Here is a 20596-nt window from a genome sequence, read left to right on the forward strand (position 1 = left end):
GAATTTCCTTTGCGTTTCTAAATTGAAACTATATATTCGTTAGATGAACATTCTTTCATTTCATTTTTGGAGAATTTAAACATGCAGTCTTCTTACAATCGTCCTTTAGAAATGGTGGGTCCGATCGAAGCGGTTCATTTACCGGGAAACCCGGATGCATATACGGTGATTTTATTTCACGGTTACGGAGCGAACGCTTACGATCTTTCACCGCTCAGCGCGTACTTGGATCTTCCCGACGGAACCAATTGGTTGTTCCCCAACGGAGTTTTGGAAATTCCGGTGATGCCCGGTTACAACGGAAGGGCTTGGTTTCCGATCGATATGGAAGCCTTACAAAGAGCGATGATGACCGGAGGTTATCGGGATTTTTCGGATCGTTATCCTGCTGGTTTGGAAAGCGCGCGTGAAAAAGCGATGGAGATGATTTCCACTCTCGGTGTTCCGATGGAAAAGATCATCATCGGTGGATTCAGCCAAGGTGCGATGCTCGCAACGGACATCGTTCTTCATTCCGAAGTTTCTCCCGCGGGTTTGTTGATTCTTTCGGGAACGTTGATCAGCGAAACGGATTGGAAGAGACTCGCCGAAAAGAAGAAGGAATATAAATTCTTTCAGAGTCACGGAAGAATGGATCAGGTCCTCGGTTATCCCGCCGCGAAAAAACTGGAACAACTGTTAATCGGAGCCGGATGGAAAGGGGAAATGATCGCTTTTCCGGGTGGACACGAAATTCCCGAGATCGTACTTAGGGGTATGAACCTGTATCTCAGGAACATCACCGGATGACGAAACTCGTAGAGAAATACATCGCTTTAAAAAACAAATATCGGAACTACGATACCAAAGAAGCCCTGAAAAGAATGCAGGCGTTTCGAATCGCCTTAAAGGAATTGGAAGACAAGGGTTTTCATACCGGAGTCGAAATCTTGGGTTCGATTAATTTCGGAATCGTGGAAACTGCTTCCGATATCGATTGTATTCTACTTCACTTTTGCGATCTTCATAAAGAAGTGGAATGTCCCGAATACTGTCCTAACTTTCTTTACGAAACCGAAGAAATCAAATCCTCCCTTTGTAAACGTTTGAACGACGAAAACCTAAAGGTCGAATTTTTGGATTGTATCAATCTAAGAATGGTCGAAAAGGCGATGGAGAAAAAGGAAAATCTAAAGGACAGCGATCTTCTCAAACGATTGATGTTTTATAGGACCATCGGAAGACCCGTTAACCGTCCTCTCTTCATTCCTTATTGCGAAAAACTCGAAGAGAACGAAGAGTTCATCCAGGATATTCTCGATTGGGGTTCGGAAGCTTTGGAGGATTATCTAAGAACCTCCAGACATAGATTTTCCTTTAGCAAATACAACGAGAGAATCGAAAGTTCCGGACTTCAGTTGCCTCCCGGACTCAAGGAAGAATTGAAAAGTTATCTCGACGAAGTTCCGGAGAACGGTTAGAGTTATATAAGAAACACGGAATGGAATTTTCGTTCGGATTTTTCTGTAGAAGATTCCTTTTTTGCATCGTATATTTGAAAAATTCCGAAAATATCGGAAACTAATCGGAAAGCGGCTTCCGTTTTTTCAATACAATGATACGCTTTTAAATCGGGTATTCTATGAGCGATAAATCCTATAACGCCGTTCTCTTCGGCAGACAAATTCTTTCCAAACGTAAAAGAATCATAATGGAAGTTGTTCCTTTCGTATTATTTTTCTTTCTTTTAATTCCGGCTCTGAGTTGGAGCAAATCAAACGGGGAACTCACCCTCGACGGAAAATACAAATACTACAACGTCGGGCTTCAGGATCAGTTCACCTTTCTTGAAATCAACGGGCAGATAGAAAACGTTTCCGGCAAGGATCACGCGGAAGCTTTTTTCACCATGAACCTTTATGATAAGGACGATTTTCTATTGGAATCCTGCCGGTTCGCGGTTCAGGGATTACCCGTGGGTCATAAAAGGGATTTTTACGCGAGCGCCAAATACGTGGATCCGAAACTGATCAAACGGTTTACGATCGAGTTCGAAGACGGTAATTAATAAAAAAAGGATATAAGAGATTACTTATGAATAGATTCAAATTCTTTCTTTCGTGTTTTTTGGTTTTCACCTTGAACTGCGGTTCCACCGTTCATCCGGGACAGATCGGATTGTTTTGGAAACCGTTCGGAATCACGGACGTCGGACTCAGTCAGGATCCCGTTCTCAACGGATTCTATTGGTTGCTTCCTTGGAACGATATTTATACGTATTCCACTCAGTGGGATTCTCATAAGGAAAAAGTGGACGTGCTCACCAACGACGACTTGAAGATAGACGTTCAAGCGGTGATTATTCTTCGTCCGATCCGGGCGGAAATTTATCAGCTTCATATCGAGGTCGGTCCCGAATATTACAGAAGTATTGTGCAACCCGAGTTCAGGGCTTCGATTCGAAACGTGGTTTCGCATCACCAGATGATTCAGATCTCCAAGAACAGCGCGGTTCTCGCAAAGGATATTAAGTCCGCGGTCGTGGAAAGAACCAAGGGCAAACACATCGAGGTGTTCGACGTGATTCTCGACGACATAGAATATTCTCCGAATATGTTACACGCGATCGAGGCGAAACTCACCAAACAACAGGAACTCGAACAACAGAAATACGAACTTGAAATCGCCGAAAAGAATATAGAGATCGCCAAAAGAAAAGCGAGAGCCGATGCGGAAGCGCAGTTGATTCGTGCGGATGCGCAGGCCAAGTCTCAGGCGATCATCAACGAGAAGTTGACCACAAAATATCTTCAGTATAAGGCTTTTGACAATCCGAACTCGAAGGTGATTTTTATTCCGCAAGGAAAGGACAATCTTCCGGTCGTAGTCAGCCCCAAAGATTAAAAGTTTTGAATGTGCGTTCGGACTTCTTCGGGCGCGAGGTTATAAAAAAACGCGGCTCGGGATTTCGTCTCGGGCCGCGTTTTTTCGTTTAGGATTGTGATACGGGGATCAGTGTGTGGCCGCAAACAATCCGGAAAAGTCGGAGTCGTGACGGAAGTTATCGAAATCGCTGTCCTCGAAATCGCTCGGAGGTTTTCCCAAGTGAAGGGCCAGTTTCGTATAACGCAGAACGTTCTCCTTGTTTTTTTCCAAAGAATTCAAACAAGCAAGGTTGAACGCAAGTCTTGCGTCTTGAATGTCCGAAGGTAAAAGATCCTCGAGTAGGGAAAGATATTTACCTCCGCCGTATTTGGCGATGAATACGATGATGTCGCCCGCAAAGTATTCGGCCGTGTTATAGGAGTTACCGGTTTCGTTTCCTTTGAGAGTGGAGTTTCTTCCGATTCCCAAACTTTGATAAATATCGAAATAACACTGAAGCACCCAGCCCGCAGGATCCGGTTTATTCTCCCTTAAAAAACGATTGAGAGCCGCGGAACTCATCTGCATTCCCAAATTCATCAGAGTGATTTCGTCTTCGTCGCTCGAAGACTTGTCCTTATATTCAAGAATTCTGTTGAACTCTCTTTGATAACGTTCTTTGTGTTCGTGAAAGTTGCTCGCGATCCGATCGATTCCTTTTTCGATCGTACTTTTCCAAACCCATGGATAGTCCTCCATGACGTCGCCGACGATATCGTCGATCAATTCCTGTTCGTCTTCGGGAACCTCTCTTTCCTTTTTATTCTTACCTTCGGTCGAGAATAAACTTTTGAAAAATTCCTTTTTGATTCCTTCGGAAGAATGATAAGCGACTTCGGCTTCTTCGTCGTGATAATGCGAATACGCGATATAAACGCCTTTCTCGTCCAAAGGAAGTTTTTTAAAATCCTCTCCGTTGGCGACGGAGATCAAGTTCTCGACGGAAAGATACGCGAGAATATCTCGTGTGATCGAATAGTCGTCTTCTAAGATTTCAGTAATCTCGTCTCCGCTCAATTCGGAACTCGGAGCGTTGCCCAAAACGGATTTATAGAACGGAGTAAAGTCGAGAATGTATTCGATGAAGTTCGCTCCTTCCGAGATCGCGTCCTCGTAGTCGCTTCCGGAATGCCAATCGAAACCTAAGAATACAACTTCACCGGCGTCGTCCCAATACGAATCGATCACGAGAATCTCGTCGTTCACCGCGCCGTCTTGAGAAAGAAAGTCGACCCATTTCAAAATCGTTTTGTGTATATAAGAAGCCAAAGAATGCCAATCATACTCTAACAGACGTTTGGCGACCTCGGGACGATTTTCGGAAAGTTGTACGGCCTTTTTCGCCATGAACTCTTGAAAGTTTCTCGTAACGACCGGCGAACCGGAAAGCGACAAATCGTGTCCCGAGTCGATCTGGAGATCTAAAATCCAAGAAGCGATTTCCCGAAGAACAAAACCGCCCATTCCGTAGCGAACGACCGTTTCGTCCAGCTCGCAGGATTCGTGACTGACGGTGGTGATCCCGAGTTCTCCGAATTTGTTTTTGACGATCGGGTGAAATACGAACCAGTTTTGACATTCGTCGTAAGCCCCGAAACATTGAACGTCTCCGAAATCCTTTTCCACGATTTCAAGAGGGGAGATCCACCAATCCTCTCCTTCTTCTAAAATTTCTTCTTCCCAACCGCCGTCTCCTTCTACGCGGGCCGATTTTTCTCCGTAAGGCCGAACGCCTTCCACATAAAGATTCGCGAAGTCGTCGTTGTCATGGTTGAAGGAAACTCCGTTGAAAACGGACACGAACTTTGCGGTCGAACCCGGAACGGAGGGATGAATTTTTCCGAGATAAGGAGAACTCCATCGGATATGCACTTTGGTTTCTTCGTCGTAGTGCCAAGGAAGAGTAAACACGAATTGATCGTTTTCAACATAGATGTCTTCGATTTTGGAAACGATCTGATTGAGGACTTCCTTACATTCTTCCGTTTCCGTCAAAACTTGAAAATGAGAACGAAGCGCTTCCTTGGGCTCGGAAGATTCCACGATACGATTCCATGTTTCGAGATAGTTTTGATTTCCGCTCAGGGTTTTGAAATTCGGAACGTGATCGGATTCTTGAAATCCGGATTTCGATTTTGAACTCACGAGTTTATCGAATTCTTTGAGACATTGATCTCGCGTTTCGAAGATACGAATGGAGCGTTTGCCCACGGAGCCTTTTTTTCCCGAGGAAAGAATCAAGGAATATCCCGAAAGTTCGATTTGCCAAAAATTTTCGGAGCCGTTTTCCGAACGAATGAAGTGTTTTCTCATGCTGGAACCAAATTCTTTTATGATAAAAGTGACTCGAGCAGTATAACCGATACATTCGAGTATTGCCAATCAGATTATATTCTGAAATTGATTGAATTATATTTCCAGAATATTCGACAAACGACGATCAGTTGAAAGAATCAACTTGTGGTTTTTGCGATTGCTTGAACGGGATCGGAAACGTGACGAATGTCCATTCCGGTGTTCAAACGAACCAATTCTTCCGCGATGTTCACCGCGTAGTCACCGGTTCTTTCCAAACAAAGAATGAGTCGATATACGTCCGCAAATTGATTCTTATCCAATCTCGGATCCATCACAAATTTAAGAAAGGCGGATTGGCAGAGATTGTTGATTTCCTCTTCCACGGAATGAACGCTTCCATAGAAACGATTCTTTTCTTCCACTAAGGATTCGACCGCCATTCCCACGATTGTGATGACCCTGGATAAGAGTTTGTTGAGAATTTCCTCGTCGCAAAAGAATCGATTCGGAATCAAACCTCTTCGAAAACATTTGGCGCAGTTTACGATCTGGTCTCCCATTCTTTCCAAGTTTCTCGTGATTCGAATCGCGGAGAGCGCGAAACGAAGAGGATCTCGTTTGAGAACGACTTCTCCGTCCACTTGGTCCATTCCCATGGAATTGCGGTTTGCCACCGCTTCCAAAATCGCGTTTTGAGAAAGGTTGTCGTTTTGTTTTTCGAGATTGTCGATGAGATCGTCGCGGTCGATTAGCTTTCTTGCAAGTTCGGTATCGTCCTTTTCCAGAGCGTCGTCGAGAAGAAGGACTTGTTCCAGGCATAGTTCGGCCATGCTGTATAAATTTTTGCGAAGGAAGTCGAACTTGGAAGACATAAGAACTAAACGGACAAAAGAAATGTAAAAAGAATCGTTCTTAAAAAAATCGTTCGGTCAAGTAGATTTTCTTTTTAACAAAATCTTGTCTCCGATTTCCTGAATCTTGGAAGCCGGAATTTTATTTCTATCCTTTGAGAGTGGATTGATGGAGGTCTTTACGATCAGAAATTCCAGTTTTCCGTTTTTGGAAATCACTTCTTCCACGATTCCGTTTTCAGAACCGTCGCTGTTTAGAACTTTCAAACCCTTGTACTTTTCGAAAGGGATCGTGTTCAGAAGAATCGCGTCCACTCCGAGAGTTCTTACGTAATCGATTCCCACAAAAAGATCCGGCTTCATAAAACCTTGATCGATCGTAATTCCGGTGATCTTTTTTTCCGCCCGATCGATATGAAGTTTTACCACAACTCCGAGAACCTGGCCCTCCGGATCGAGAGCTTCTTTACCGAGAATATCGTCCGAGGTGATATTATCTTCGTTTTGCATGTTCTTTTTTTAATAAGACATTCTTAATGGAGGTTTGGATGTCTTCGGGATAAAATTCCAACTTGGGTGTGAACGGAAACTTGCGGACCCAAAAACGGATGAGTTTGACCGTTCCGGGTGAAACTTGAATTTCGGCTACCGACCCTAAAAATCTTGCGTTCTTGTCGTAAACTCGTTTGCCCAATAGATTGCTCGGCGGATCGATCTTCAGTAAAATTCTTTCCTTAGAATCGGTCTTGAGATGTTCTCTGGAAAAATAGATTTTTCGAAATCCCTTGAGGACCACGATGCCGGAAAGATTTCCGGAGAGAAAACAAAGGTCGACGAGTCTTCCCGAGTTTTCTCCCGATTTGGAAATTACGTTTCTTCCGAGAGAAGCCCAGAAACTTTTCGCTTCCTTGGGCTCCTTTTCTTTATCCGCAAATACGATCATCGATTCAGACGATTCCGGCTTTATGGAGAATCTGCCAAAGCAGAAATGCAAAACATCCGTACTGAGTTACGAAGCCGGTGAAACGAGCGTTGACCGCGAGAACGGAACCGGAACTGAGATGCGAAAGCGTTTGGAAAATTCTCGCGCCGAAAACGATTTGAGATACGAGCGCGAACGTTTCGTCTATAACTCCCGTAAAGGCTCCGATCAAAACCAAACTTGCAAAGATCGGAAGGTTCTCGATGCAGTTGACGTGAGCTCTGTTGAGTCTCCAATAGAATTCGCTTCCGTGTTTGATTCCCGCCGGGAACTCGTTCGATTGTTTTTCTTTGATCAACACTTTGAAAGTTCGTATGCTCACAAGCCAGAGTCCGAGTATAAGAGTCCAAAGTAAAAAGCCTAATAACGCTACGATTGCCGGATTCATTCCATTCTCCATTGTTTGTTTTTCCCGAGAATGAAATCAAGACACGCTTGGAATGCAAGTAGGATTTGGGCGCGTCGAGTCCGGATTTTAGAGCCCGTTGGTATTCGACGTCTTTCGGATGATGGCGAGAATTTCCTCTTTTTTATCGGCGGATTCGACTCCTCCGCTTACGCTTGATTCGTATTCTCCCGGCTTATCGGTCGAATTTAAGAATAGTATAAAGTTCTGATTTGTTTGTTCCGGATTCTCGGAGACGGAGGATTGATAGTGCATATAAATCGGCGACTTGGAAAGTCCGATTCCGTAATACAACGCGTGCAGTTCCAAGGAACTTTCGTAGTCGGCGGGTAGGGTTTTGATTTCCTTTTCGTTTATGTTTCCTTTATAAACTTCGAGGACTTGATACTGATAGATTCTTCTTTCAAAATCCGGAATTTTGTTTTTGGGTTTGGTGGTGATCCCGAGTTCCTTCAAAAGTTTTGAATCTATCTTTACCTTTCGGATCGTATAAGCCGGATCGGATGGTCGAACCAGAACGATATGCGAGGAACTTCGGATCAATTCCTCAAGTGTGATATTTTCGTAGTGGATCTGACTCATACAAAGAAAGGAAAAAGGAAGATAGATTAGAATTTTAAAAAGAATCCGTTTCATATCGATCCGCCGCGGTATATTCGAAAGTCGTAAATCTGATTCTGTAGCGGAGTCGTTTTTTTTAAAGAAAAATATGACTTGAATCCTTCGTTTTCGGATACTATTGTTAAACGAAGTTTTATCGACTGTGTTCGGGCCGATTTTGGGTCTTATAAAATTTCGATGAGGAAGGATTCGAAATGAATCGTTTGCAATCGCGATCCGCGTTCTATATAAAATTCCACCTCGTTCTTTTTTGCGCTTTCTTCTTATTTGTCGCGGATTGTAAGAAAGAAGATACGATCGACGAAACGCAACTTTTGATGATGACCTGGTGCGCTCAAGCCTCGTATGCTCCGCCGAAGCCGATCACGGCAAACGAAATCAAACTCTTTTCTTCCGGTTCGATCGCGACCGCGTACAGTCGATCGGGTTCTTACGAAACCAATTCCAAAGAAGAAGTTACGTTATCGTTCAGCACGGATGGAGTTCTTTTTTCAAATCGAACTCCGACTTCTCCGGTTAAGGGCGGTTATACGTTCGGTTATTCATTTCAATCGGAAGCCGCGATTTATGCGATCAATGGGGAGACCGTAACGTATAAAACTTCGGATGCGGGTAACAATTGGTCTCCGATGAAATTCGAATCCGCTTATATAGGCCCCATCTATGTCGGTCCGAAATCTACCGGGAATTACGACGGGATTTGGTTTACGGATGCGTCGAACGGGATTCGCAAAGGATATGTTTATAACGGGAGTTATAGTTCCGAAAAATTTCTGGATCGAACCGGAGACGGAGGAGAATCTTGGGTTCGTTATCCGATCGGAAAACAAATCGGGATCTATGATCTTGTGATGCTTTCCGCTTCGGAGATTTTATACACCGCTTCGAATTCCGGTTCGGGGATGAACGTCTTTCGTTCGACCGACGGAGGTGCGAATTTTAATGCGACAAACGGTCCCACGTCGTATCGATCCAAACTTTTCTTTTTGGATTCTTTGAACGGTTGGGTGGGCGCCGCGAATTCCTTGGGGAAAACCGTAAACGGCGGAGCGTCTTGGACAACTGTGACGCATAACTTGACCGGGGGAAGTTTTTGGAAAGTGAAGTTCTTAACGGTGAACAACGGTTATGCGCTCTACGGAGTCGATTATTCTCTCATGAAACTTTATAAAACAACGGACGGAGGGGCGACTTGGACGCTGATTCCCTTGTCGTTTGCCACAACCGGTATCGATGGTACGTTCGACTCGGTGACTGGAAAGATCGCCGTTTCTCATAAAAATTATTTATACGTTTCGACGAACGATTTCGCTTCGTATTCCACGGTGGATCCGGGGCTTACGAAACATTCTTACGCGTATTCGAACGCGGTCGGAAATGCGGCCTGTATTCCATTCTCCCTTTGAAGAATGGAATATTCTAAATTCAGAATGTAGTTTTGATTTTCTTTTTAGCCCGGATTCTTTTGCAAGAATCCGGTTTTAGAGAAGTGTGGGGTCAATCCCCGTCCGCGTTGGATGGAAGAGCGTTGGCTCCTAAGATTCCGATCACTTCGGTCGCGAATGTGACTCGAAGATCCTTAAAACGCGTATAAATCTCGGTGTTTACGAAATTTAGATTTCCGGTCAGATCTGCTTTGAGAGTTACGGATGCGTTGATTCTTCCTTGAATCAAAGACTTTAAGGTGGCTATCTTTGTTTTCACCCGCGCGTCGAGTGCGCTGTTTTGAAATTGAACGAGATAACTGAGGGATCTTGCGTCCGATTCTCCGGCGTTTCCGTAATAGACAAGCTCCAAACCTTCGAGAGAGGACAACAAATCCTTGTAAGCCGAATCGCTGTAAACCGATTCCAACTTAGCGGGAAACTGCGTGGTTCCGGCTAACGTAAGTCCCGCGGGAATTCCGATCCGAACATCCTGGTTTACGTATTCCAACTGAACCATTCCGTTGATAAACGAATCGACCGCGTCCTTGATTCCTCCGAAGGAACCGCTTCCGGTTGCCAATTCTCCGGCGAAGTTTCCGGAAGTATTGCTCCAAGAATTGGAAAGACGAAGCGCGTCCAATTGAATCACGTTTGCGAGCGAGACGATATACGCGCGTCGACCCGCGCTCCCCGTGTTTGCGGCGTTGATGTTTGCGGCCACGGCGCTTCCCGCGCCGTCATTGAAGATGAAATATTCGAGAGCAGGAAAACCCTTTCGAGTCAACGGATAAGAATCGACCGTGCTTTGGCTTGGAGTTGTAGCCGCGGCCGTATCCAAATCACTGGCTACGGGTCTGCTCGTTTCTCCTAAGATATAACCGTCCAATCTATGAAAATAATTGGAAGGAAGATACGAACGGTTGATGTAGAAGACCTCGCACTGTTTGAAGATTCTTCTCGCGGCGAGCCATTTGGTTTGAAGATCGCCTAACGTAGTCGCGTTCTGAGTTGTATTGTACGCGGCCGCGCTCGTTTTCAAATCCTGAGTCGCGGTCACAAGACGGTTGAACTGAGGAACCGCGACTTGATTCGCGGAGTAGTTTAAAAATTCTCCGGTACTCGCGTTTGCGAACAAGGCCACGAGTAGGGTTTCGGTTCCTGTGATTTTACCGAGGTCCTCGCAACGAATTCCGGGAAGAATGATCGCAACGCTGAGAACCAAAATTTTGATTTTTCGGGCGAGCGCGGTTCTCGCCGAAGGAATATCAGTAAATTCTAAAATTCTCATAAAGACTCCAGGAACAAAATCAACTTATCCCGATCGGCTTTCGGAAGATTGACGAATTTATTTCTGGATGTCAAAGCCTCGCCTCCGTGCCAAAGAATCGCTTCCTTATGGCCTCTGGCGCGTCCGTCGTGAAGTAGATTGTTGTGACCGTTGACTTTTTGAATGAGCCCCGTTCCCCAAAGAGGTGCGGTTCTCCATTCCGAACCGGAAGCTTCGAAGTCTTCGCGGTTGTCGGCGAGATCGGTTCCCATATCGTGAAGAAGAAGATCCGTATACGGTTTGATATGTTGGAACGAAATCTCCGGGAATCCGTCCACGTAACCCGTATAAATATAAGATTTGTGACAGGAGTTACATCCGATTTCGGAAAATATTTGTTTCCCACGAACCACATCGGTGTGCGTCCAGTTTCTTCTTCCGGGAACGCTTACCAGTTTTGTGTAAAGGGTCACTAAGTCCGCGGTCCGATTCGAAATCTCGGTTCCTTCCGCGGTTCCGTTGTTACCCGGAGTGGATGCGAGACAATTCGTCTGAGCCGCAGTACAGTTTTGAGTGGAGAAGAGGGGACTTGTGATTCCTATATCACCCAAAAACGCGCCTTGGTTTTGTTGGAATAGATTCGGTTCGTTCGCCTTCCACCCGAATCGACCCAATACTTTTTTCTGTTGTTTCGCATCCCAGACAGTATTCGGTTTTCCTGATATACCATCTCCGTCCGCGTCGTTTTCGTCCGCAAAGGAACGGATGGTCGCTTCCGGAATCGCTTCCAAAAGTCCAAGACCCGGAATCATAGGAGTTGTACGAGGGGATTGATTTACGACGGCAGGTGTTCCGAATGCCCATGCGGAAATCGTAAAGGTCGGTCTTCTTAAAGAATACGCTTCTCCGTCCGGAAAGTTTCCGGGTTCTTCCGCAAACGTAACCGTCGTAGTCGCTTCACCCGGAACCAAAGGAGGACCGGTAACTCCGTGATCGTTGATCTGAAGACCGTAGTTGTCGAGTCCCACGGGTCCGCCGGTGATCGGATCTTTTCCGTTTTTACTGACTCGAATCAACATCGTTGTAAAAGAACTGCTTCCGCTTGCGGGTGGAGTTCCTCTTCCGTCTTTTACGTGACAACCGTTGCAGGACGTGCTGTTAAACACGGGACCGAGTCCGTCCGAAGCGGAGTTCCCGCCTTGAACCCAAAGACGATTGAAGAATGAATTCCCGCCTTGAAAATCTATATTACCGCCGTCGCGAAGATTGGCCGCAACGAGATCGAAGGCGTTGACCGTAGAATCGAAGGTGGTCGTCAAACCGCCCGAGTATTGTTCACCCGGATCTTGGTTCGCTAAAAAAAGAAGAATCGCGGCCATATCCTGATTGTGGTTCTTCTTTTTGTGATCCAACAAATCGGTGTTACATTGTGTTAATAAACCAAAAAGGATTCCGAAGAGGAATCCGATTTTTATTTTAGAATCGATTGAAACCGAGAGGGAAGAATTCTCTTCCCTCTTTTTTGATATTTTGTCTTTCATAACCATTCATCTTTTGTAATATATTTTTAACTTAAATCGAAAAGTCGGTGATGGACACGCCCACGGATTTCGCCGCGTCGGTGATCGTTTTTTTCAGAGTGTCTCCGATCAGCTTTTGAGTATCAAAAAGAATCTTATACTCCGAATCGGTGTTTCTGATGATTTGATCGTATCTTCCCGTTAAAGATCCGGTCGGACAAGAAGTCGTGTAGTTCGGATCGGAGGTTTGTTCCGGGAGATTCAAACAGAACGCGTTTCTGGAAGCGGTAGTCTGAGTTACGATCGGAGGACCGGTTAACGTTCCGAATAAACTTCCGAGTCCCGGACCGGTGGAAACTACGGTTCCTTTTTTAAGTTCGTAAGCTCCGTTCCAAACGTTCAACACACCTTGTGCGTCGTAATAAAAGTCCGCTTTGGTAGTATCGCTAAAGCAGGAATGTTCCTCTTCTTGTTGTCCGTCGAAGGTTCCGGTAAGTCTTTGACCGCCCCATTCTCCGGCGATGAATTTTCCAAGACCTTGGAAGATTGCAGTGATCGCCGCGTCGGGATTCGATTTGAGTTTTGTGGAATAAGCGGTTCCAGTTGCGTATTGGTCGCGGATCAGTTTGAGTTGCGCAACCATCGCGTCGGTTACGGCTTTCATATAAGCTCTTCTTTTGGCGCCGCTTGCGTTCGCGTTTGCGAAATCACTCACGGGGCGTTGGCCGGAAATTTGGTTTACTCCGCCGTTGGACAAGTCTTGTCCCCAGAGAAGATATTCGATCGCGTGCCAACCTACAAGAACCACTTTTTCGTCGTTTCCTTCCGGTGCGTTAGTCGCCGCGGCGTCTCCGTTTGCGGCTAAGATTGTCGCATACGGATATGCGCCCGCTGTAAGTGCGGTGCTCGTGATGAAATTATCGATTGATACTTCGTCTAACGGCCATGCGTTGATCAAACCTTCGCATTCCTGAGTTCCCGATCCGTCAGCGACGTTTCCGCAACCGAGAACGTCGGAGTTGTCCACGGGACCGGAAGAAAAACGAAACGCTTCGGTCACTAAGTAGGAAGCTCTTCCGATTACGTAAAGATTTTTGAGATTCGTGTGATCCGCCGCGGTCGGAGTTGCGGTTGCATTGAAAGTCGTCACCGCAGTTTGGAGAGCGACAGCGTCTTTGTAACTTTGATCATACGATTGATAACCGAGTTGCAGATAACGGTCCACAACCTGCGCTTTGTTTGCGGTCGGCACGGTTCCCAGCGCGAGAACTCCGGCTAACATGGTTGTGTCGTTGGATTTATCCGCCGGTTTGCAATTGGAGAATAAAATCAGGCTCGAAATGAGGAGAAGGGAAGCAAAAGTTTTTAGATTCATAAAGGTTTCCTGGATGTCTTTGAAAAAAGGTCCCGGAATTGGGCTGTTCGCCCGCAACCGGGGAATTTTCGATGAACTGGTTGTTATGATATTGATACTAATTCTCAATATCATTATTCTTGTCAATCGAAAATATGGGGTCGTGATGAATTTGCGGGAACTCCCGCTAAAAATTCCGGAATGATCAGAGTTCAAAGGTAACTCCTACGTTGATTTGGCGGAACGGACCGACCTGAATTCCCTCGGGAAGACGACCGGAAATGTAACGAACGTCGGCTAAATTCTTACCCGTAAGAAAAACGCTCCAACGTTTGACCGGATGTTTATAACCCAGAGAAGCGTTGATGAGGGAATAGGCGGGAATGACCCCGGTTTCCCCCGAGCTGTTGGAGCTAATATTCATATATTGTAATACTTTTTTTCCGAGAGGATCGGTGATCGAATCCGCCCAATAAACGGTGCGTGTGTTCGCGTCGTCGTGGAATTGAGCGGAGAAATACTGATATTCCGCTCTCGCATAAAATCCTTTTTGGTGAATGAATCCGAGCGCAAGAGTCGCGGTATCTCTGGAAACATAAGGAACGTAGTTTCCGTTCTTATCCCTTTGTGTGACAATGAAGTCCAAAAGAGATTGGTTCGCCGTAACCTTGGAAGTGTCGATGGAATACTGATTCATCTTCGCATCGGCTCTCGTATAAATCAGATCGATCGGAAGTTTGAAGGAAGCGTCGAAAAGTTTTGCGGGGTCGAACGTTACGTTGGTTTCCAAACCGCGGCTGTAGGTTCGTCCACCATTCTTAGCAGATGAAGCGGAATCGTTTCCGGAAGTGGAAGAAGTGATGATGATCTGGTTGATGTAATTCAGATCGAAGTAAGTCACCTGAGCATTTAAGTAATTCGTAATATCTCCGCGAATCCCGGTTTCATAGTTATACGAATATTCGGGATCGATCTTGTTGATCACACCGGAGTTGTTCAACGCGTCTTGGTATCTAGGAGGGGAGAATCCCTTGTGCGCTCCCGCGAACCAAGTCAGATCCTTTCGAATATCATAGGTAAGACCTAAACCGGGAATGACAACGTGATAAACGTGTCTGCTTCCCTTGTCCACTTCCTGAGAAGGAGCGTTCGGATCGGGTTGATTCGTCGCCGGATCGATCGCTTGTTGACGGAGAATCGTTCTGTTTTGTGTGAACGTTTCGTAACGAATTCCGGGAATCACGGAAAACTTATCATAGAATTTAAAACTGTTCTGTGCGAATCCCGCGATCGACTTCGTGTTGTTGACTTCGTGATCTCTTAGGTTTCCGGATTTCGCTAAAGAATATTCGGAAGAAGCCGTTCCGGTCGGCGGGTTGCCGAGTCCGTTTCCGAACACCGCATAATCGGGTGTAGACGGTCCGTCCAAATATTTGATGTCTGCGGTTTCATAGTGATACCGAAGACCTGCGTCGAGTTGATTCTTAATTCCGAAAAATTGATAATCCATTTGATAGCGGGATTCAGCGCCGACGAATCGATAAGAACGATCCCTGTGGCCCACACTATCCAACATATAAACCGTATCACCGGGACGATTTACGAAAGGTTCCGTATCATACGCTTTGATTACGTTGCCCGGATAATTGTTAAAATAAGAACCGGTGTTCCGAACGTAGTTTTGTCTCGCCCAGTTTCTTTCCGTATAAGCCGCGTAAACCTTCGTTACGAGTTTGGAATTATCGGTAAGTTTCCATTCGTGACCGATATCGCCGGAATATCTTTGAAGTTTTCGGTTATCCTGTTCCGCAAAGTTCGAGGAAGAATTGTTCCAGAGCTGAGCGGTGGTCAAACCGAGATAAGTCATATTCGCGTCCTGAGCGGTCGCTAAGAATTTAGAAGTAAGAGTATGTTTTTCGTTTAGATCGGTTACCGATTTAAAGGAGAATTCGTGCAGTCGAAAATCCTGATGATCCCTAAAGCCGTCTCCTTGTTTTCTTAATATGGAAATGTCGATTCCCGTATTGCCGAACGTTCCGCCGTAAGAAACCTGAGAAGAAAAGAATCCGTAAGAACCTCCCTGTGCGGAAACGGAAAGAACCGGTTCTTTAGGAGGACGTTTTGTGATGAAGTTGATCACACCTCCGATCGTGGAGGGTCCGAAAAGAATCGCGCCCGATCCTTTTACGACTTCGATTCTTTCCATACGATCGATGTTAGGCGTGTAGTATTGTTTCGGTGCGGAGTAAGGATTTAAGGATGTGAAGATTCCGTCTTCTAAGATAAGAACCTTTCTTCCGAGATCGTTGTTCACACCTCGAAAGCCTATGTTTAAAATCAAACCGGTATCTTGATAACGGATCGAAGCGCCTGGAACTCTTCGTAAGACTTCCATCGAGTCGACCGGTTTTACTTGATCTAAGAATTCTTTTTCGATCACCGTTGCCGATCCGGGAATCCGTTTGAGATCGGTCTTTCGTTTACCGATTACGGAGATGGTTCCTTTAGACCATTTTTCTTTTTCCGGATCTTCTCCGTTTGTCGGGACAGGTTGTTGTCCTTGGCCGTTCGGCGTTTGTTTATCTTTGTCGACCGGCGGATTCTCTTCGGGTTGTGCGGGAACTCCCCAAGAGAATAGAAATAAAATCAGAATAGAAAGAGACAGAATTGATTTTTGTTTCATTTGTTTGTTTTTCGATTTTGAATTTGAAAATGATTCTCAATATTTTTCTACGGTGTTCAGAGTCAAGGGAGAATGCGGAGAAATCATTTATGCAGTCGGAAAAAATATTGGAAATCAAGACTTAGGGAATGAGAAAGTCATGACACTTCCCTGACAATTGGTTCGTAAGAGAAGTGTAGGAACTACTACTTCATCGTGCTTGTGTTAGAATTTGTTCTTCGAACGAATGTAGGAACTATTACGATCTCTTCATTCTTCGTTTGAATTTGTTTTTAAAACAAATGTAGGAACTACAACGTTTTTAAAAAACCTTACCGGTAAAAACATAACGAACGAAAAAAAGAATCACCAAACACTGCGTGAGTTGTCCCGCAACAAACACCGGATAAAAAACTTTTTTCTTATAACGGATTACACCCAAAACGGCGCTTAGGATCGGAGCGGGTAAAGGAAGCGCGTTGAACGCGAAGATCGCAAGAACACCGTATCGATTTAGAAAACCTTTCATACGATAGAATTTTTTCGGACTGATCAGTTTGATGCACGCGCGCGCGGCGATTCTTCCCAAGAAATAATTGATCGTAAAAGAGATTAATAAACCTAGAATATGCAAAAAAACTAAATCACTTCCGTCGAGCTTCGAATAGGTCGCGCGAATGTATAAGAATTCGATGGGAAGATAAAAGAAGAACAGGCCGCCGAACAATGTCGTGTAGAAAACGCCGATCAAACTCGGCTTTTTGATTTCTTTTCCGATGGAAAGCGCGAGCTTTTGAATTTCGCTTAAGCCGGGAATTTCTAATTTAAGAATTCCGAATGTAGTCAGCGCCAGAAGAAGAACCGCGAGAAAAACGGAACCGAGAAAGATCAGACCGGAATAAAAATTTCTCTTCTTGTGATATTGAAAGATTTCATTCTTATGAAATCGCACTCGATTCTCTCTTTGCTTCCCGCTTGCGGACCCAATATCCCGGAATTCTCGACCAAATCGCGGATAAAATCAAACCGCCCATCTCTCTCGTAACCTCGTCGTCGAAGGAGAGGTTTTGGATCTGCATCGCCGCGAGAACGGTTCCCGCCGAAAAAAGTGCCGAAAGAATCAGGGAAGTTCTGAGCCAGAGTTTCGTTTTTTCCGGATACATTAAATATCCTGCATATAAAAACACGACGCTCATATAGATCGGAACCCAGAGCCAAGGATCGGGATCGTTGTACTGAAGGCCCGCAAACAAAATCCAAAGTAAAATCGTAACGATGGAGAATATTTTCATGATTCGTAAATCCATTTGAGTTCGTATAAGTCCTTTCTTCGATTGGAAAGATTTCGAACGGAACCTTTCTTGCGAAGTTCTTTCAAAAGATCCAAATCCAAATCCGCGATCAAGGTCATCTCGGTATTCGGAACGGATTCGGCCGCGACACAATCATGCGGGAACGCGAAATCGGAAGGAGTAAAAACCGCGGACTGCGCGTATTGAATGTCCATATTTTCCACATGAGGAAGCGCACCGACCGAACCGGAGATCACGACGTAACATTCGTTTTCGATCGCTCTTGCCATCGCACAGTGTCTGACTCGGTTGTATCCGTTTTTAGTATCGGTGTAGAATGGAACAAAAAGAACGTCCATTCCCTGTTCCGCCAAAAATCTCGGAAGTTCGGGAAACTCCACGTCGAAACAAATTAGAATTCCGATTTTACATGCATCCGTGTTGAAAACGGAAAGATTATAACCGCCCTTAACACCCCAATAAAAATCCTCGTCGGGTGTAACGTGAAGTTTGTATTGTTCTTCGTAGGTTCCGTCCCTTCTGCAAAGATACGAAACGTTGTGAAGAGTATTATCCCTATACTCGGGCATACTTCCCGAGATGATGTTCACGTTGTATGAAACCGCAAGCTCGACCATCTTTTCGATGATGCTGTCTGTGTGACTCGAAAGCGCGCGCATTGCGTCGGAAGGACTTCGATCGTTGTATCTCGCGAGTAGGGACGCATTAAAAAATTCGGGGAATAATACGAAGTCGACGTTGTAACCCGCGACCGTATCCACGAAAAATTCCACCTGACGCATCAATTCTTCGATGCCGGAGACCGGACGCATCTGCATCTGAACGACTCCGACACGAACCACGGTTTTCTGGCCGCCGATCAGAGCGGTTTCTTCCTTTTCGTAATATATATTCAACCATTCTAATAGAACTGCATATGAACTGAAACCTTTGGTGTTTCCGAAATATCCGCGTTTGAGTTTACGAACGTGAAACCCGTTCGCGAGTTGAAAGGAAAGAACCGGATCGTAGATCTCCTTGTCTCTCACCTTTTCTATATACTGCGCGGGGGTCATGTTGTCTTCGTAGTTTTCGTAACCGGGCATCCAAGCGCCGACTACGATTCTTTTGAGATTCAACTTCTCGCAAAGTTCCTTTCTCGCGTCGTAAAGTCTTCGGCCCAAACGAAGTCCGCGATACTCGGGATGAACGAAGATATCGACTCCGTAAAGAGTGTCTCCACTCTCGTTGTGGTTTTTAAGGTCGCCCTTTCCTACGATTTCTTCGTAGGTATGATTGTCTCCGTAATCGGACCACTTGATGATCTGGCTGATGGCCGCGCCGACTACTTTCCCGTTGTCTTCGATACAAATCTGACCTTCGGGAAATTTCGTGATCTGAGATTCGAACTGATTTTTTTTCCAAGCACCGTCGAACTCCGGGAAGACGATGTCCATGATTTCCTTAACGTCGGCGTAATCGTCCAGAGTAAGACTTCGCATAACAATCCGGTGTTCGGATTGTATTTTCTTCTTTCTCTTGCTCGGTTTTTTACCGCCGGAACCGTTTGTGGAAATCATCAGAACACTTTGCCCGGGTTCATGATGTTTTTAGGGTCCATGGACTTTTTGATTTCCTTCATAAGAAGAATTTCGCCTTCCGTTCTTGAAAAATGGAGAAAGTCCTTTTTTAAAAGCCCGATTCCGTGTTCGGCGCTGATCGATCCATGATATTTTTGTAATAAACGAAACATATCCGGGTCTACGTTCTTGCACTTTTTGAAGAATTCCTCGTCGGAGATATCCTTCGGTTTAACGATGTTTAGGTGAAGATTCCCGTCGCCCACGTGACCGAAAAGAGCGATTTCAAAACCGGGATACTTTCCGTTTAACAACGCTTCCATGTCCACGAGAAACGGTTCCATGTTTCTTAGAGGAAGGGAAATATCGTTTTTGTGAACCGTATATTCGATGGAAATACTTTCGCTGATTCCTTCTCTGTATTTCCAGAAGGTTTCGGATTGTCTTGAGTTTTGAGCGAGGCTTCCGTCGCTGATCAGACTTTTTTCGGTGATCGTTTCCAAAAATCCGAACAGTTTTTCCTCGTCCGATTCTTCCGCGATTTCGAATTCCATCAAAACATAATATGGACTCGGGGCTTGGAACGGATCGGAAACTCCGAGGTGGGCTTTTACTTTTCCGAGACAATATTCGGTGAAGAATTCAAAAGCCAACAAAGGAACTTTAACCTGATGCGTTTCCTTAAACAGGGAAAGAATGGAAGAGAAGTCGGGGACCGCAACGAGCAACACTCGGTTATCCAGAGGTTTGGTAGTGAGCTTTAAGGTCGCTTCCGTGATGACGCCTAACGTTCCTTCCGAGCCGATGAATAGTTGTTTGAGATCGTACCCTGTGTTGTTTTTTAAAAGTTCTCCGTTGAATTCCAGAACCTCGCCGGTTCCGGTGACTACGGTAAGACCCAAAACCCACTGACGGATCAATCCGTAGTGAACCACTCTCACGCCGCCCGCGTTGGTCGCGATGTTTCCTCCGATATGGGAAGAACCCGTGGACGCGAAGTCCACGGGAAAATAGAAATTTCTTTCTTCGGCTTCTTTATGAAGATTTTTCGTGATCATTCCCGCTTGAACCTTGATACTTCCGAAAAAGGGATCGAAGTCCAAAACCTTGTCCATCTTAACGAGGGAAAGAACGAGCTCCTGATTTTTTGCGATCGCTCCGCCCGCGTATCCGGTTCTGCCGCCCGAGGGAACGATCGAGATTTCGTTTTCGTAAGCGTACTTTACGATTTTTGCAACTTCTTCGGTGGTGGTAGGAAACGCGAGAATGTCGAAGTCCGGTTTGTATACCTTGGTTCTGTCCGTTCCAAAGGAAAGAAAGGTCGCTTCGTCAAAGTCCGGATCGTTTCTAAAAAATATTTTTCCGGGTCCGATGAGGGATTTGAGTTCCGTTTTGTTGATTGTCGAGGTTGTTGTCATGTTCTTTTGAAATT

At 45.3% G+C, this 20596-nt stretch carries 19 protein-coding genes; 5 read left to right on the top strand and 14 right to left on the bottom strand.

The window, feature by feature from the left end; translation table 11 throughout:
- The first annotated feature begins 81 nt into the window (after window positions 1–81).
- The 4 genes from CH367_RS01925 (at window position 82) to CH367_RS01940 (ending at window position 2883) form a co-directional block, all read left to right on the top strand.
- Window positions 82–789, top strand: a complete 708-nt coding sequence (locus CH367_RS01925; protein ID WP_100760815.1) for an alpha/beta hydrolase — start codon at window positions 82–84, stop codon at window positions 787–789.
- Window positions 786–1460 carry a hypothetical protein gene (locus tag CH367_RS01930; protein ID WP_100760816.1) on the top strand — a complete coding sequence of 225 codons (675 nt, stop codon included), beginning with the start codon at window positions 786–788 and terminating at the stop codon, window positions 1458–1460. Before CH367_RS01925 ends, CH367_RS01930 begins: the two co-directional genes overlap by 4 nt.
- Before the next feature lie 230 nt (window positions 1461–1690).
- Window positions 1691–2047, top strand: coding sequence for an FxLYD domain-containing protein (locus tag CH367_RS01935; protein WP_244284475.1), 357 nt, complete (start codon window positions 1691–1693; stop codon window positions 2045–2047).
- A 26-nt stretch (window positions 2048–2073) separates the two neighbouring features.
- Window positions 2074–2883: an SPFH domain-containing protein gene (locus CH367_RS01940; RefSeq protein ID WP_100760818.1), complete on the top strand. Its 810-nt coding sequence runs from the start codon at window positions 2074–2076 to the stop codon at window positions 2881–2883.
- A 108-nt stretch (window positions 2884–2991) separates the two neighbouring features.
- Here CH367_RS01940 and CH367_RS01945 read toward each other — a convergent pair whose 3' ends face one another.
- The 6 genes from CH367_RS01945 to CH367_RS20955 all read right to left on the bottom strand — a co-directional run bounded on the left by CH367_RS01945 (window position 2992) and on the right by CH367_RS20955 (window position 8077).
- A complete protein-coding gene (locus tag CH367_RS01945; RefSeq protein WP_100760820.1) occupies window positions 2992–5217 on the bottom strand; it encodes a WGR domain-containing protein in 2226 nt (741 codons plus the stop codon).
- 140 nt (window positions 5218–5357) lie between these two features.
- The gene (locus CH367_RS01950) at window positions 5358–6074 is read right to left on the bottom strand and encodes a phosphate signaling complex PhoU family protein (RefSeq protein WP_100760821.1); all 717 of its coding nucleotides are present in this window, start codon (window positions 6072–6074) and stop codon (window positions 5358–5360) included.
- A 57-nt stretch (window positions 6075–6131) separates the two neighbouring features.
- Entirely contained in the window at window positions 6132–6563 is a 432-nt protein-coding gene (locus tag CH367_RS01955) for a PRC-barrel domain-containing protein (protein ID WP_100760823.1), read from the bottom strand.
- A complete protein-coding gene (locus tag CH367_RS01960; protein ID WP_100760825.1) occupies window positions 6547–6996 on the bottom strand; it encodes a hypothetical protein in 450 nt (149 codons plus the stop codon). Before CH367_RS01960 ends, CH367_RS01955 begins: the two co-directional genes overlap by 17 nt.
- A 4-nt stretch (window positions 6997–7000) precedes the next feature.
- Entirely contained in the window at window positions 7001–7423 is a 423-nt protein-coding gene (locus tag CH367_RS01965; RefSeq protein ID WP_100761314.1) for an MAPEG family protein, read from the bottom strand.
- Between the two features lie 87 nt (window positions 7424–7510).
- Entirely contained in the window at window positions 7511–8077 is a 567-nt protein-coding gene (locus tag CH367_RS20955) for a hypothetical protein (protein ID WP_244284442.1), read from the bottom strand.
- Window positions 8078–8256: 179 nt separating this feature from the next.
- Here CH367_RS20955 and CH367_RS01975 point away from each other — a divergent pair, with 179 nt between their 5' ends.
- A complete protein-coding gene (locus CH367_RS01975) occupies window positions 8257–9468 on the top strand; it encodes a WD40/YVTN/BNR-like repeat-containing protein (protein ID WP_244284443.1) in 1212 nt (403 codons plus the stop codon).
- Between the two features lie 91 nt (window positions 9469–9559).
- Here the strand turns inward: CH367_RS01975 and CH367_RS01980 are convergent, their stop codons facing one another.
- The 8 genes from CH367_RS01980 to CH367_RS02020 form a co-directional block, all read right to left on the bottom strand.
- Window positions 9560–10777 (bottom strand): imelysin family protein, encoded by a 1218-nt coding sequence (locus CH367_RS01980; protein ID WP_100760826.1) that lies wholly within the window; start codon window positions 10775–10777, stop codon window positions 9560–9562.
- Window positions 10774–12297, bottom strand: coding sequence for a di-heme oxidoreductase family protein (locus tag CH367_RS01985; RefSeq protein ID WP_425268777.1), 1524 nt, complete (start codon window positions 12295–12297; stop codon window positions 10774–10776). The genes CH367_RS01980 and CH367_RS01985 overlap by 4 nt, the downstream gene beginning before the upstream one ends.
- A gap of 31 nt (window positions 12298–12328) precedes the next feature.
- A complete protein-coding gene (gene lruB / locus CH367_RS01990) occupies window positions 12329–13651 on the bottom strand; it encodes an imelysin LruB (protein WP_100760828.1) in 1323 nt (440 codons plus the stop codon).
- A 184-nt stretch (window positions 13652–13835) separates the two neighbouring features.
- On the bottom strand, window positions 13836–16313 hold the full coding sequence (locus CH367_RS02000) for a TonB-dependent receptor family protein (protein WP_100760830.1): 2478 nt from the start codon (window positions 16311–16313) through the stop codon (window positions 13836–13838).
- A gap of 301 nt (window positions 16314–16614) precedes the next feature.
- Window positions 16615–17244, bottom strand: coding sequence for a VTT domain-containing protein (locus CH367_RS02005; RefSeq protein ID WP_100760832.1), 630 nt, complete (start codon window positions 17242–17244; stop codon window positions 16615–16617).
- On the bottom strand, window positions 17231–17599 hold the full coding sequence (locus CH367_RS02010; RefSeq protein WP_100760833.1) for a transmembrane 220 family protein: 369 nt from the start codon (window positions 17597–17599) through the stop codon (window positions 17231–17233). Before CH367_RS02010 ends, CH367_RS02005 begins: the two co-directional genes overlap by 14 nt.
- Window positions 17581–19164 carry a bifunctional GNAT family N-acetyltransferase/carbon-nitrogen hydrolase family protein gene (locus tag CH367_RS02015; protein WP_100760834.1) on the bottom strand — a complete coding sequence of 528 codons (1584 nt, stop codon included), beginning with the start codon at window positions 19162–19164 and terminating at the stop codon, window positions 17581–17583. The genes CH367_RS02010 and CH367_RS02015 overlap by 19 nt, the downstream gene beginning before the upstream one ends.
- A complete protein-coding gene (locus CH367_RS02020; protein WP_100760836.1) occupies window positions 19164–20582 on the bottom strand; it encodes an FAD-binding oxidoreductase in 1419 nt (472 codons plus the stop codon). The genes CH367_RS02015 and CH367_RS02020 overlap by 1 nt, the downstream gene beginning before the upstream one ends.
- Between the last annotated feature and the right edge of the window lie 14 nt (window positions 20583–20596).

Origin of the sequence: Leptospira barantonii (genome assembly GCF_002811925.1) — a bacterium.
Taxonomy (GTDB): domain Bacteria; phylum Spirochaetota; class Leptospiria; order Leptospirales; family Leptospiraceae; genus Leptospira; species Leptospira barantonii.